10 protein-coding genes are annotated in these 14928 nt (G+C 46.2%); 7 read left to right on the forward strand and 3 right to left on the reverse strand.

Going from position 1 to position 14928, the window contains the following annotated elements:
- Positions 1 to 158: 158 nt before the first annotated feature.
- Positions 159 to 290, forward strand: coding sequence for a hypothetical protein (locus FEF09_RS34755; RefSeq protein ID WP_186774319.1), 132 nt, complete (start codon positions 159 to 161; stop codon positions 288 to 290).
- 17 nt (positions 291 to 307) lie between these two features.
- A complete protein-coding gene (locus FEF09_RS12790; protein ID WP_222596955.1) occupies positions 308 to 1249 on the forward strand; it encodes a hypothetical protein in 942 nt (313 codons plus the stop codon).
- 453 nt (positions 1250 to 1702) lie between these two features.
- On the opposite strand, the gene FEF09_RS12795 is transcribed toward FEF09_RS12790, so the two are convergent.
- Together FEF09_RS12795 and FEF09_RS12800 are read right to left on the reverse strand one after the other, a co-directional pair.
- The gene (locus tag FEF09_RS12795) at positions 1703 to 2596 is read right to left on the reverse strand and encodes an SDR family oxidoreductase (RefSeq protein ID WP_146305473.1); all 894 of its coding nucleotides are present in this window, start codon (positions 2594 to 2596) and stop codon (positions 1703 to 1705) included.
- Positions 2597 to 2915: 319 nt separating this feature from the next.
- A complete protein-coding gene (locus FEF09_RS12800; protein WP_146305474.1) occupies positions 2916 to 4973 on the reverse strand; it encodes a prolyl oligopeptidase family serine peptidase in 2058 nt (685 codons plus the stop codon).
- A gap of 404 nt (positions 4974 to 5377) precedes the next feature.
- Here FEF09_RS12800 and pfkA point away from each other — a divergent pair, with 404 nt between their 5' ends.
- Complete coding sequence (gene pfkA, locus FEF09_RS12805) at positions 5378 to 6358, forward strand: 6-phosphofructokinase (protein WP_012789989.1); 981 nt, start codon at positions 5378 to 5380, stop codon at positions 6356 to 6358.
- An 11-nt stretch (positions 6359 to 6369) separates the two neighbouring features.
- Entirely contained in the window at positions 6370 to 7860 is a 1491-nt protein-coding gene (gene pyk, locus FEF09_RS12810) for a pyruvate kinase (protein ID WP_186774321.1), read from the forward strand.
- Between the two features lie 78 nt (positions 7861 to 7938).
- On the opposite strand, the gene FEF09_RS12815 is transcribed toward pyk, so the two are convergent.
- A complete protein-coding gene (locus FEF09_RS12815; RefSeq protein WP_186774322.1) occupies positions 7939 to 10746 on the reverse strand; it encodes a TonB-dependent receptor in 2808 nt (935 codons plus the stop codon).
- A 620-nt stretch (positions 10747 to 11366) separates the two neighbouring features.
- On the opposite strand from FEF09_RS12815, the gene FEF09_RS12825 reads away from it, so the two are divergent.
- The 3 genes from FEF09_RS12825 (at position 11367) to coaA (ending at position 14922) form a co-directional block, all read left to right on the forward strand.
- On the forward strand, positions 11367 to 12374 hold the full coding sequence (locus tag FEF09_RS12825; protein WP_186774323.1) for a helix-turn-helix domain-containing protein: 1008 nt from the start codon (positions 11367 to 11369) through the stop codon (positions 12372 to 12374).
- A gap of 199 nt (positions 12375 to 12573) precedes the next feature.
- Complete coding sequence (locus tag FEF09_RS12830) at positions 12574 to 13932, forward strand: NAD-dependent succinate-semialdehyde dehydrogenase (protein ID WP_146305477.1); 1359 nt, start codon at positions 12574 to 12576, stop codon at positions 13930 to 13932.
- Between the two features lie 48 nt (positions 13933 to 13980).
- Positions 13981 to 14922, forward strand: coding sequence for a type I pantothenate kinase (gene coaA / locus FEF09_RS12835; protein WP_146305478.1), 942 nt, complete (start codon positions 13981 to 13983; stop codon positions 14920 to 14922).
- The last annotated feature ends 6 nt before the right edge of the window (positions 14923 to 14928 follow it).

Raw genomic sequence — 14928 nt, forward strand, 5'->3', positions numbered from 1 at the left:
AAATAGTGTTTTAGTATAATACATGTTGACTATCCCACTTTTTAAACAGTTTCCTGATGTCAGCTTTCAATTCCCAATTTTCTACTGATACAGAGGGTCATTTTATAATAACAGGAATATCTACGTAATTGGTACTACAGCAATACATACAGGAAATTTTGTTCAGGCAGCATATCTGTTGTCTGCCCCAACTAGGCGTGTTCAGACTGACACACACACCCGCTCGTTACGATGTTACCAGCAAAACGATATTACCCCCGGAGAGATCATTACTTTTGATGAGACATTGACTAATGACGGCGGCCTGTTGGAATGGATTTCGCAAAAGGAGCACCTGGTGCCTGCGATTGCGCAATTGAAGATGGAGAAGTATCTGGATGATTTCAGGAAGGTGCTTAAAAACGGCGAACCAATCGTTATTCCGGGTGTTGGCCAACTACAGGCAAACCCCGTAGGCAGGATTGCCTTTGAACAGGAACCTCCGGCACTGACACGTGACGTACTGCATGTAAGTCCGGTAATACGTCAGGATGCTATTCACAAAGTGACTGTAGGAAACAGAGAAATGGTAGGTAAACAGGTGGTTGACCACCTGACGGCATCCCCATCATCTTCTTCCTCATCCTCCTCGTCTTCAACTCCTGCTACACCGGCACCGGCTCCGGAACCAACTGTAATTACGCCATCAACGCCGGCGCCTGCCATGACTACCGGCTCCACCGGCACTACAGGTACTACCGGCAATGATTATGAATATGAATATGCGCAGGAAATCCCTTCCAAATTACGCTGGTTGTGGGTCGCTATTCCTGTCGCCTGTGTGGTAACAGCAGGTATCGTATGGTATTCTGTCAATAAAAACCGCCCTCAGATCACAAGAGCTGAAAGTGCTGTTAATCCTGCCCCTGTAGAAGCAGCACCCATTGCAGCCAGTCAGGCAAAAGCTGACAGTGCAGAGAAAGCGGCAGCTACAGCAGCTGCGGCTGCCAGCGCGCAGGAAATGGCATACGACGTTATTTTCGCTACCTATAAGACCAGAAAAGGTGCCGAAGACATGTTCAAAAAGCAATCCAGCTGGCAGAAAGACAAACCGGTAAAATTTGTACTGCTCGCCAATGCAGACTCTTCTTCCTTCATGGTAGCAGAACAGTTCAACACGCCCGCAGCCGATACGACAACTATAAAGGATTCTATCCAGCGGAAATACACCCCTAAATTCAAGGTGTTTATCCAACCTTCACAACAGTAATAAACAGACTATTTATATAGAAAAAGCCCGGCATTAATACTGCCGGGCTTTTTCTATTATAATAATTATACATGCAAACACCCCTCCTGCTCCTCCCCTAAACCATCCCACCTCAACTCTCCTCCTTTAAAACATTGACAGTCCGTACCACAGCGGAGGTTTTCAGATGGAGACCCTGGCCTCAGGTCTTTGAAGTTCGCCCACACGCCTGACGAAGATCAATCACTATTCCAAAGCCCAACACGACCCACAAAGTGCAATAGATAAGAACTTCAAAGAGCGTCAGCCAGTGGTCCCATCTGAAACCGCAGCGTAAGCCCCCCTGAAATACCCAAAGCATTGACACGTCCCGCTGACCCACGGCTTCGCCTGAGCCCTGGCAACACCAGCTCTCTTCTGAGCAATGAGCAACAATCTTCAGCCTATGTAATCGGAAACGGAGCTACAAATACCTTAGATCTCTTTAGACAAGATCTCCAGTCCTTCTTCAAAACTATGGGGAGCAAAACCCAGCTCTTTCACGGCCTTGTCTATTACAAAACCTGTTTTAGCAGGGCGTTTAGCAGGTTGCGTGAAGCTCTTTGCATCTACTTTTTCAAGCAACTGTGTATTCAGTTTAAAATAGCCGGCAGTCTGTACTGCCATCTGATAAGGGGTCAGCGTTTCACTACCTGAGATGTGGAATGTTCCGGCGGCTTTTTTGTCAGCGACCAGCTTACAGCCAGCTGCCAGATCCTGTGCAAGGGTTGGGGTACGCCACTGATCATCTACGACCTTCAGCTTTTTGCCCTGTTCGAGGTTGTTTTTCACCCAGGTGATAATGTTACTGCGTTTGGAGTCGGCTGCGATACCGTATACCAGCACGGTACGTACGATGGCCCATGGCAGTTTGCTGCCACGTACCATATTTTCGGCTGCTACTTTACTGGAGCCATAGTAACTAATGGGGTTTACCGCATCTTCTTCTGTATAGGGTCCCTTTAAACCGTCAAATACAAAATCGGTAGACAGGAAAATGAAGAAGGTGTTATGTTTTTCAGCTGCCTGCAATAGATAGCGGGTCGCAGCTACATTGGTATCCCAGCAGAGATCCTTGTTACGTTCGCAATCATCTACCTGGGTCATTGCGGCAGCATGAATGACGATGTCCGGCTGATGTTTATCCAGCAGGTGCTTCACGCTCGTTGCGTCCCGCAGGTTTGTGGGTTCATAGATATATCCGGTCTGTTGCGGCAGACGGTTAGGTCCCCTTCCGCTGGCTATTACCTGATACCGGCCATCCTCCAAAAAAACGGGAATAAGGTGCTGGCCCAATAATCCGTTGCTTCCTGTGATTAATACCTTCATGATCTATGCCTTTTACTAAAATTACGAATTCAGTTTCAAATACCGGTTACGAATTACGATGTGATCAGAGGATTATATTCAATCCTTATCCGTAATGCCATAACCTTTAATCCATAGGCAGAACGGGGCTTTGCAGGGTATTGTCAATAAATATCTCCGGACAGGTCAGATCGCCTGCACGGCCATACGATTCCCTCCTGTCCCGCAAAAAGCCGGCCGGTCATGGTGATAACTCCGTCGGATCATACAGGTATCAATGCAAATGGGCTGTCCGCCATTGGCGGGACAGCCCATTTTGACTTTATCTTGTGTGTAAAGCTTATTTAAAGCTCATACCCAGATTATACATTGTAAATGACCAGACGTCTGCAGCTTCTTCGATCAGCTTGGACGTAGGCTTACCGGCACCGTGACCGGCCTGTGTGTCGATACGTATAAGCGTCGGGTTAGGACCTGCATTGGCAGCCTGTAAGGTAGCGGCAAACTTGAAAGAGTGTGCCGGCACTACACGATCGTCATGATCAGCGGTAGTCACGAGGGTCGCGGGATATTGCGTACCTGCCTTCAGGTTATGCAGCGGAGAGTATTTTATCAGGTAGTTGAACTGTTCTGGTTTGGCACTGGTACCATATTCTGTTACCCATGCCCATCCGATGGTAAAGTTCTGGAAGCGCAGCATATCCATTACCCCTACTGCCGGCAGTGCTACTTTGAACAGATCCGGGCGTTGTGTCATACAGGCACCTATCAGCAAACCACCGTTAGAGCCACCGCGGATTGCCAGTTTGGAAGAACTGGTATACTTCTCTTTTATCAGGAATTCAGCCGCACCTATAAAGTCGTCAAACACGTTCTGCTTCTTTTCCAGCATACCGCCCTTGTGCCATTCTTCTCCGTATTCGTTACCACCTCTCAGACAAACTACTGCATAGATACCTCCCTGTTCCATGAAAAACAGGTTGGAAACACTAAACCCGGGTGTCATAGGGATATTAAATCCGCCATAACCATACAGCAGCACCGGATTCTTACCATCCTGTTTAATGCCTTTTTTATAAGACAGGAATACAGGGACTTTGGTACCATCTTTACTGTTGAAGAAGACCTGTTTGGTTTCATAGTCTTCCTGACGGAATTTCACCTCCGTTTTAGCATACAGAGAAGATTTTCCACTGGCGATATCATATTTATAGATCGTTACCGGGTTGACGAAGGACGTAAAAGAATAGAAAAACTCCTTATCACCGTCTTCTCCCCCGAAACCACTGGCCGTACCGATACCCGGTAATGCGATCTGCCAGTCCAGTTTACCATCATAAGTATACTGGGCTACACGGGAAGCCGCATCTTTCAGATAGCTGGCAAAAAGCCTTCTGCCTGCTGTACCTACACCCTGCAGTACCTCTTTCTGCTCTGGAATGAGCAATTGGCGGCTGGAAGGATTTTTCGGATCGATCAGCTCTACTTTATAATTAGGAGCCCCTTCATTGGTCAGCAGGATGAGTTTATCCCCATGATTATCGACCACGCTGGGTTCAAATTCAAACCCTTTCACCAGCAGATTAAATCCTTTCTGGGAAGGATCCTGAAGATCCCAGTACTGCACCTGATTACCGGAAGTACCCTCATTCTGGCTCAGAATAAGGAATCGTTCATCTTCGGTTACCTGTACACCGACATTGCGGAGTGGATGTTCTTTATCTTCAAAGATCAGTGCATCCTGCTCCTGGGAGGTTCCCAGCTGATGGTAATAGACCTTATGGAATTCGTTCTTTTTAGACAGTTTATTCTCTTCTGTTGGTTTATCGTAACGGCTGTAATAGAAACCATCTTTTCTCCAGGAAATACCACTGAACTTGATCCAGTCAATAGAATCCTTCAGCAGTTGCTTACTTTCCACGTCCATTACAAAGGCCTGTTGCCAGTCAGAACCTGCTTTTGCGATCTGATAGGCGATATATTTCGCATCTTTGGAGAAGGAAATGCTACCCAGCGCAACCGTTCCGCTGGCGGAGAACTTATTGGGATCGATAAATACTTCCGGCGTACCGTCCAATGTTTTCTTACGGTAGAGCACGGATTGATTTTGCAGACCATCATTCTTAAAGAAATAATAATAGTCACCTTTTTTGAAGGGAGCGCCTATTTTGGGATAGTTCCACAGTTCTTCCAGTCGTTTGCGGACTGCACCATGGAAAGGTATCTTATTAAGATATCCGGAGGTAACAACGTTCTGCGCCTTTACCCATTCTTTGGTCTCAGGGCTGTTGTCATCTTCGAGCCAACGGTACGGATCGGCGATGGTTGCGCCGTGATAATTATCTGTAACGTCTGTTTTATTTGTTTTCGGATAAGTAATTCCTGACTGTTGTGCCATTACGGGTCCTGTTATCATGAGTAAATACAATGCGGTAAAGATAGGGCGAGATGATCGACTTGTTTTCATTTGAAACATTTGCGAGTTTGTATTTAAATTATATCTATGTATATTTTTTAAAAATTTTGTTGTGTTAGTTAATTAAAAATGAAAATTTCGTGTAATTCATCAGAATACTATTAGAAAGCTAGGGCAAAATGTTATTTTTGTGCGCCACTTAGATATTTCTCTGGCAATTTATGCATAAGCAGCGTGATTTTCAGGAAAAAACGTAGAAGAGGAGAATGGCAACCGGGAGTGCAATATCACACGTTTGGGGTATATAAGGGTAATAGGAAGCTTAAACTAACGTCGGGGTTCCCTGAATCCAACATAAAAACGTAGAGAGGGAAATAAACATAACTATGAAAAAAGTTTCTAACATCGCAGTCCTTACATCCGGTGGCGATGCGCCGGGCATGAATGCCGCTGTTCGTGCAGTCGTAAGAACCGGAATTTACCATCAGTTAAATGTGTATGGTGTTATGTATGGCTACAGGGGAATGCTGAAGAATGAGATATTTCCCTTGGAGTCCAAGTCTGTAGCTAACATTATTCAGCGCGGAGGTACCATTCTGAAGACCGCCCGTTGTAAAGAATTTTACGAAGCTGAAGGAAGAGCTAAAGCCTACGAGAATCTGAAGAAACACAACATTGACGGTATCGTAGTTATTGGCGGGGACGGTTCATTCAACGGTGCTTACAAAATGAGCAAAGAGTTTGATATCCCTTGCATTGGCTTGCCTGGTACTATTGATAAAGATATTGCAGGTACTGATTTCACAATTGGTTTTGACACGGCAGTGAACACAGCTGTAGACGCGATCGATAAGATCCGTGATACTGCTGATGCGCACGACCGTTTATTTGTTATAGAGGTAATGGGTCGTGATGCTGGTTATATTGCCCTGCACAGTGGTATTTCTACCGGTGCTGAGCACATCATGACACCTGAGCACCTGATCGATGTGAAAGACATCATCGAAGATCTCCAGACTAACGAACGCCGCAAAAAGCTGGTAAATATCATCGTAGTAGCGGAAGGTTCTATTGCCGGCGGCGCTGAAGAAGTAGCCCGCATGGTAAAATCCAGCTGCCCTCAGCTGGATACCCGCGTAACCATCCTTGGCCACATTCAGCGTGGTGGATCTCCGACCAGTCAGGACCGTGTTCTGGCCAGCCGTATGGGTTACGCAGCCGTAGAAGCACTGTTGAACGGTACTTCTAACGTAATGATAGGCATTGTAAACAACAAAATCCAATATACACCTCTGGAGCAGGCAATCAAGGCTAAAGAACACCTTGATCCGGAATGGTTAAAGATGGTTAAAATACTTGCGAGTTAAAAAATAGAGCTATGAGTACAAAAGATTTATCACAATACGTACACAAACAGATGGATCATGCAGCTTCCCGTGCACATTCCCTGCACAAAACGAAAATAGTAGCAACCGTTGGCCCAGCCTGCGATACTTATGAAGGATTATTAGCACTCGTACGCGCCGGCGTTAACGTGTTCCGTCTGAACTTCTCACATGGCTCTCACGAGGATAAACTGCGTATCATCCAGTATATCCGCCAGATTAACAAAACCGAGCCTTATAATGTAGCCATCCTGGCTGACCTGCAAGGCCCTAAACTGCGTGTTGGTGAAATCGAAAACAACGCATTACCACTGGTAGCTGGTCAGATCCTGACCTTCGTAAACGAAAAAGTGGTAGGTAATGCAGAAAAGATCTATGTATCCTACGCAGACCTGCACAAAGATGTTAAACCAGGCCAGAAGATCCTGCTGGATGACGGTAAAATCGAAACGGTTGTAAAAGAAGTTACTGCGAATGAAGAAATCAAAGCAGTAGTAAGTCTTCCGGGCGTGCTGTCTTCCAAAAAAGGCTTTAACCTGCCAGATACCAAAGTATCCCTGCCAGCTCTGACTGAAAAGGATGTGATCGACCTGGAATTCATCATCGACAACGAATGTGACTGGGTTGCCCTGTCCTTCGTAAGACACGTAGATGACCTCCTCCTGATCCGTAAACGCCTGAAAGAACGCAATTCCAAAATGAAGGTGATCTCTAAAATCGAGAAACCTGAGGCAATTGCTAACCTGAAGGAAATCATCTGGGAAAGCGACGGCGTAATGATCGCCCGTGGTGACCTGGGTGTGGAACTGCCGGTTGAGCAGATCCCGATGATCCAGAAAGATATCATCCGCAAATGTATCCACCGTGCTAAGCCTGTAATCGTGGCTACACAGATGATGGAAAGCATGATCGACCGTACCCGTCCTAACCGTAGCGAAATCACTGACGTAGCTAACGCTGTACTGGAAGGTGCTGACGCCGTGATGCTGAGCGGTGAAACTGCAACCGGTCAATTCCCTGAGCTGGTAATCCAGACCATGAGAAAGATCATCGACGAAGTAGAAAAAGAAGACATTATCTATAACCGTAACCTGATCCCTCACCGTCACTCTCCAACCTTCCTGAGCGATGCACTGTGCTACAATGCATGTAAAATGGCAGAAGACCTGGATGCAGATGCACTGATCGGTATGACACAGAGCGGCTACACCGGCTTTATGCTGAGCAGCTACCGCCCTCGTTCTCCACTGTTCATCTACACCAAAGAGAGAACTCTGGTGAATCAGCTGAGCCTCAGCTGGGGTGTACGTGCCTTCTACTATGATGGAGAAGAAAGTCTGGATGAAATCATCGCAGACCAGATCGACATCCTGAAAGAAAGAGGTTTCGTTAAACCGGGTGACGTTGTGGTAAACACTGGTAGCACGCCTGTAAAAGAGCACCTGCCAACCAATACGATCAAGATTTCCACAGTTGCTGAATAAGCAATAAAGGAACAACATAAAAGAGAAGGGTTGTCCGCCGCAAGCGAGACAACCCTTCTCTTTTTAATCAGGCATTATTTATAGTGTCAATACAAATCTTGTAAACAGTCTGATACCATTAAAGCCCATCTGCACGGCATCCCACGCACCACCACTTTCACTGTCATAAGCAGATAATCTTGCACCATCTACCACTCCCAGTGAAGGATGTACATTGAAGATATTATCAGCACCCACAAACCAGTTCAGTTGTTTCGTCAGCTTATAATTCACCGCCAGATCAGTCACTGCTTTGCCTTTATATTTAAATAACTCCGGCACCAGTTTGTCAGGATCGCTGTCAAGTCCTACAACAGGATTAATACCGGTTCCTGCCAGATCTCCACTCCAGCCATATCCATAAAGTTCTACTTTACCGAAGTAAGTAACATGCGCACTCACCCCGAATTTATTGATACCATAATCGAGGTTCAGACCAATCTTTACCGGCGGAGCAGACGCTAATACAAAACGCTCTTCACGATCACTGAAGAATGATTTTCTATGCAGATAACTGTCATTCAGTTTCTCAGGCACATTGATCTTATCGATCTTCATATGCTGGAAGTTGGCCGCTACCAGCGCTCTGAAACGCTGATTTCCCCAACGTTTGTTATAATCGATCACGATATCAACACCCGTATTGGTTGTATTCACCGCATTCGCGAAGAACTGCGCATTATCAATATGCAGGTCATTCAACGTCTGATACAACTCAGGAGAAAGTGTCGTATCTGAAGCACTGAACTGGCCGGACAATACGATCCTGTCTTTTACCTTTACCAGATAACCATCCACCGTTACAGACAATGCACTGACAGGCTTCCACGTGAAACCCAGACTCGCGTTGACTGACTTTTCCTGTTTCAGATCAGGGATACCAGCTGCTCTGGTAATGCTGTTGCTATTAGGTGCAATCTTCACTTCTGTAATAGTTCCCCCCTGTACGTTAGTGTACTGCGAACTGAAGTTGATCTGTTGCAGGGAAGGTGCACGGAAACCTGTGCTCACAGAACCTCTCAGATTAAAGTTGGAGGTTACTTTATAACGGGTGGCAAATTTATAGTTACTGGTGAAACCAAAGTCGCTATAGTTCTCTGCACGCACTGCTGCTCCGATCAACCATTTGTCCGTTACATCCAGTTCTGCATCTACAAATCCGGCCACATTGGAACGATTGGCATCCACTTCATCACTCGGGCGATATCCCGGGAAACCCTGTGCACCGGTCGCTTTGAAGAAAGTAGGATCGTAGTTGGTGTAAGAAGCTGCATCTCCTGCATAGATCTGGTATTTCTCATAGCGATATTCAGCACCCAAAGCCAGATGCAGACCATGCGCCACACCGGCAAACTCTTTACCAATGGTCAGATTGGCTGTATTCTGCAGGAAGGAAAATCCACCATCGTCAAAATGCGTAGGCGTATTCGCTCCCATAGAAGCATTAAACGTTTTGTCGCCATAGAAGTGGAAATCATTGCGCCCGATAGTGTTACTCAGGTCCCAGGTCCAGTCATTCCCAAATTCACCTTTGATACCTGCGGCAGCTGACCAGTCTCTGATCTTATTCTGGATATGCGGATCAAATACGGTGTCATTTGCTGCTCCACCCGGAGAGGATACCGGATACATAATATCCTTATAGAATATCAGGTTGCCGTTCGCGTCTGTGGGGAAACGGTCAGGGTGTCCACTGGAACTGGGGTTATTACCGTTAAAGTGACGGGAATAGGCATATGCGTCGGAGAACTTATAATTGTAGCCTCCAAACGCATAGAAAGTGGTTTTTCCGTCAGCAAAAGGCAGTTCCAGATTGAGCATACCACCGCCGGTTGTCTTGGAAGCATCGCCATAGGAACGTCTTACGACATTTATCGGTAATGCATCTTTGTTTGCGAGGTTGGTATCCAGTACCTGACGATAGGTCTTACCCTGTTTCAGGAAATTACCGGAAAAGTTCAGGAAGCCCCCATTTTTGCCTAAAGGCACACCATAGCTGAGACCTACGGATACGGCATTACCATCTATGGCGCCGCCGCTTTTATACTGGTTCAGGTCCTGACCAAAATGTGTGTTGTATTTGTGATCGTAATACCCGGCATATCCGGCATTTACATACAGGTGATTCACTTCTTTCTTTAAGATGATATTGATCACACCAGCAATGGCGTCAGAACCGTATTGGGCAGATGCACCGTCACGCAGTATCTCCACACGGTCAATAGCTGCCTCCGGGATCGCATTCAGGTCGGTACCTGAATTACCACGGCCACGCGTACCATATACGGCGATAAAGGCTGTCTGATGACGACGTTTACCGTTTACCAGTACGAGGGTCTGGTCAGGCCCCAGACCACGCAGGGTAGCAAGGTCAATCTGGTCAGCGCCATCACTTCCGCTCTGCTTGTTATAGTTAAAAGAAGGCGCTGAAACGTTCAGCAGGGCTGTGAGGTCCATTTTGGCTGTCGGATAGGCGGTCTGACTCATGGAGATCACATCTACCGGTACAGGCGTTTCTATTCTGGCACGGCCACCGGACCGGGTACCTACCAATACTACCTGCGATAGTTCTGATACGTTGGAAGTCAGCTGAATATCCACCACTGTACGACTATTGACAGGAACGGATAACGGTTTGAAACCAATGGCACTGAGCTCCAGTACATCATCTGATTTTGCTTCAATAGCATAAGTACCGTCTTTAGCGGTGAGTGTACCGGTACCACTCAGTTTTACCCGCACAGTGATACCATCCAAAGGCACGCCCGTAGTGGCATCTGTTACTTTACCGGTAATTCTTTGTTTCTGTGCATAAGCGGCAGCAAACGGTACATAGAGGCATAACAATAATAATACAATTCGATTTAGACTCCTGGTTGACATCATATATTACTTTTGGTTTGGGTTATAGATAAATATAACCTATTTCAGACATATAGTTAAAACACCCTTTCCGTTACTGAGTAGTATATACTTAAATGTTATAACGCATATATCCTATCTATTTGTTATAGGTCGGCATACGTATAATAAACACCGATCCATTAACACTTGTTTAACCGAGTCACTTATAAATCAACATTTTAATCTTTTCAAGCTCATTTTTTCCAGTTAATGGAAAAACAATCGAAAAGCATTAACCAGTTATTAACTTTTAAGCAAAAACTAAAAGATAACTTTATGCTCAGCTAGTAAACGGCAGTCTCTAATAGAGAGAAATCAACTATACGATGTCATTGTGATAGTTAAATTGCTCAACATGTGATTTTCCACGTCGTGTTATATTGTTAACATGAGAATCCAGATACCCATTCCCTGGAAATCAACCACCCTGCTTTCCAGCACCTGCGCAGTAGATGGTCATGTCTGTTATTCTCTTCATCGCGTAACATTACAGCATGTTTTGTTCCGGCATCAACCCGGCATAAATGGCATGCCTATTATCAATCAAAAAAACCAATCTAAAGATGTACCTGTTTTCAGCAGAATCCATTGAATTTTTCAGGGAGCTGCACTCCCCCTCAGATGTGCCTAAAAGATTTGCCAGCAAGATTATGCACCATTCTAACAAAGTGCTGCACGGCGACCAGCAAAAGACCATTTTTCTACAAAGACTTACGGCAGGCCTTTTTGAAGTATTTGAACACCACGTTGTATGCAAAGCTCCCGAAACGGAGATCCTGCCTACACCACTTATCCCCTCCCTTCACCTCCACGTTTCAATGGACGACAATGAAGTCGATGCCTATGTGAACGGACAACAGGGCGTGGAACTAAAACCCAGAGAAGTCAATCTCTTTTATCTGGAAGAAATTAATATCGCAGTACTACCTCCCGGAAAACACTGCTTTTTCCACATCGCTTTTAAAAATGAAACGCTGTTCCGGCTCCTGAAAAAGAAACCCTTCTCAGGACTCCACAATAAGCTACAAAAGAAAGTAAAGCAGGTAGAAGAAGATATGGGCGGCATGATCAATGAACCGGGTCAGGTGGCTATGGATGCCTACTTCATGATGCTCATTCATGAGATCAGACAGTGTAATTTCAATGAGGAAGCAAGCATCTATTATCGCGGAAAAAAATGTCAGTTAATGCTGGAACATTTCATCAGACAAATACAATACATACGCGAACCAAAAATAGAGCTGACCGATCAGAAAATCCTTACACTGGACTATGTAAAAGAATACATCAAATTGAACATTAACCGTCCGGTCAATCTGAAACAACTGGCCGAACAATTCAGCATCAGTACCAGTCTGCTTGAAAAAGGTTTCCGGCAACTGAACGGCATTTCCCTGCGCAGTTTTATTCACATGTATCGCATGGAGTTTATCACCAAACTGCTGGCCATAAAAGGAATGCCACATGACAGTATCGCCCGGCTGACAGGCTTCAGAAATTATGCGGCATTGAACGCCGCCTTTTATAAATACTTCGGTTGTGACGCGGAAGTTTTCCACGACCCATGTTAATATGCGATATATCGCTATCCGGATACCGACAAACATGAAAACGCTTTCTCTCAGAGAAAGCGTTTTTTATGGTCATCACCGGTCATCACTGCTTTACTCCTTATGACCACGGCATGCTCTTCAGGTAATACAGAAACAGTACATTTACATTACTACAGACGGCATACATGTTGTCTGTAAAAAGGTAAATTCTTTTCTTATGAGCACCTTTCAGAGCATCAACCCGTACAATCAGGAAACAATAGCTGAATATGCCTCTCATACGCAGGCAGACATAGAAAAAAGACTGGCATGGAGTCATCAGGCATTCCGACATATGACGCATACCTCCCTGCAGGAGCGTTGTGAATGGATGCTTGCAATGGCACAGTTACTAAAGACGAATGTAGATCAACATGCGGCCATTATCACACGTGAAATGGGCAAAACACTGAAAGAAGCGAAAGCAGAAGTGCTGAAATGTGCCTCTACCGCCGAGTATTATGTAGAACATATCGCTGATATGTTGCAACCCAAACTGATCAGCACAGATGCACAGCAGAGCTATGTAGCTTACGAGCCCAAAGGCATTATCCTCGCAATCATGCCGTGGAATTTCCCTTACTGGCAGGTATTCCGCTTCGCCATCCCCAATCTGCTTGCAGGCAATTCCGGTCTGCTTAAACACGCCAGCAATGTCAGCGGCTGTGCCCTCGCAATAGAAGAGGTCTTTCTGCAGGCAGGTTTTCCGGAAGGAGCCTTTCAGGCATTACTCGTCAATTCCAAACATATCGAACCCGTGATCGCCGACAGCCGTGTACAGGGTGTCACCCTGACAGGCAGTACCGCCGCCGGTATGAGCGTTGGCGCACTGGCCGGAAAATATATCAAGAAGTCCGTATTGGAACTGGGCGGCAGCGATCCTTTCATTGTGCTGAAAGACGCCGATCTGGAACAAGCAGCCAGAACAGCCGTAAAAGCCCGTATGCAGAATGCCGGTCAGTCCTGTATCGCTGCCAAACGCTGGATAGTAGAAGACGCTGTAGCCGGCGACTTCACAGATAAGGTCAGCCGCATCCTCCGGGAGATGAAACAGGGCGATCCTTTTAATCCGGCTACTGATATGGGCCCGATGGCACGTCCTGATCTCGCCGGCGAACTGGCGCAGCAACTACAGCAAAGCATTCATCAGGGCGCCAGACTGGAACTCGGCGGACAGCAGGAATCGGCCAATTTCGCCCCTACCCTGCTGACAAACGTGGAAAAAGGAATGACCGCCTTTGATGAAGAGACTTTCGGACCGCTGGCAGTCATTATCAAAGCCAGAAATGAAGAACATGCGATCGAACTGGCTAACCAGACGCCTTTCGGACTGGGTTCCTCCCTCTGGACGAGCGACCTTGACCGCGCCAAAAAGCTGGCCCGGCAGATAGATAGCGGAAATGTGTTCATCAATGCGATGGTCCGCTCAGATGCCCGTTTGCCCTTTGGTGGCGTAAAACTATCCGGTTATGGCCGGGAACTGTCTCTGGAAGGCACACATGAATTTTTGAATGTTAAAACGGTTTACATAGCTTAGCAGCCTGAAAATTACAGGTACAACAAGTAAACAGGCAACAAAATCTGCATGACGAGGAATAATTATGCTCCCTATATTACTATCAGCAGGGAAGAATGGGCAAAAAGGAGTGACGATCCTATGTTACACTTACTGAATGATTTCGAAACCTTGCAGGGGTTGAACGAACCGCTGACAATGGATGAAATCACCCAGATCTATGTACCACTCTCCCGGTTGCTGAACCTCTATGTTAGCGGAGCACAACGCTTACACGCAGCCACAAACAGCTTTCTGGGCAGTCAGTTCCTGAAAGTACCCTTCATTATCGGCATCGCCGGTAGCGTAGCAGTAGGTAAAAGCACTACTGCCCGTGTATTGCAGCGCCTGTTATCTGCATGGCCCAATCACCCGAAAGTAGATCTGGTTACGACAGACGGCTTCCTCTACCCTAACAAGGTACTGGAACAAAAAGGTATCATGAACCGGAAGGGTTTTCCTGAAAGCTACGATATCCGCCGCCTGCTGCAATTCCTCGCCAATGTAAAATCTGCCAGAGAAAGAGTGTCCGTACCGGTGTACAGTCACCTTGAATATGATATCCTTCCCAATGAATTAAAGTGGGTGGAATCACCGGATATCGTTATCGTTGAAGGTGTCAATGTATTACAGGTAAGACCCCGGCAACAGCAGAAAGAACCGACCATTTTCGTGTCTGACTTCTTCGATTTCTCCATCTTCGTAGACGCTGAACTGGAAGACTTACAGCAATGGTACATCTCAAGGTTCAAATCCCTGCGGCAGACGGCCTTCCGGAACCCGGAATCCTATTTCCACCGGTATGCCCATCTCTCCGATGCTGAATCGGAGGTGATCGCTACCAATATCTGGAATGAGATCAATAAGCCCAATCTGGAGCTGAACATCCTGCCTACCCGTTTCCGGGCCAGTCTGATACTGGAGAAAGGCAACCATCATTTTGTCCAGTCGCTGAAACTCAGAAGAATCTGATTTAAA

The sequence above is a fragment of the Chitinophaga pinensis genome, assembly GCF_007896845.1.
GTDB classification, from domain to species: domain Bacteria; phylum Bacteroidota; class Bacteroidia; order Chitinophagales; family Chitinophagaceae; genus Chitinophaga; species Chitinophaga pinensis_C.

Bases quoted from the DNA above. Each gene is read 5' to 3' on its own strand.
- FEF09_RS12795 (WP_146305473.1), bottom strand. From the start codon at position 2,596: ATGAAGGTATTAATCACAGGAAGCAACGGATTATTGGGCCAGCACCTT.
- FEF09_RS12800 (WP_146305474.1), bottom strand. From the start codon at position 4,973: ATGGCACAACAGTCAGGAATTACTTATCCGAAAACAAATAAAACAGAC.
- pfkA (WP_012789989.1), top strand. From the start codon at position 5,378: ATGAAAAAAGTTTCTAACATCGCAGTCCTTACATCCGGTGGCGATGCG.
- pyk (WP_186774321.1), top strand. From the start codon at position 6,370: ATGAGTACAAAAGATTTATCACAATACGTACACAAACAGATGGATCAT.
- FEF09_RS12825 (WP_186774323.1), top strand. From the start codon at position 11,367: ATGTACCTGTTTTCAGCAGAATCCATTGAATTTTTCAGGGAGCTGCAC.
- FEF09_RS12830 (WP_146305477.1), top strand. From the start codon at position 12,574: ATGAGCACCTTTCAGAGCATCAACCCGTACAATCAGGAAACAATAGCT.
- coaA (WP_146305478.1), top strand. From the start codon at position 13,981: ATGACGAGGAATAATTATGCTCCCTATATTACTATCAGCAGGGAAGAA.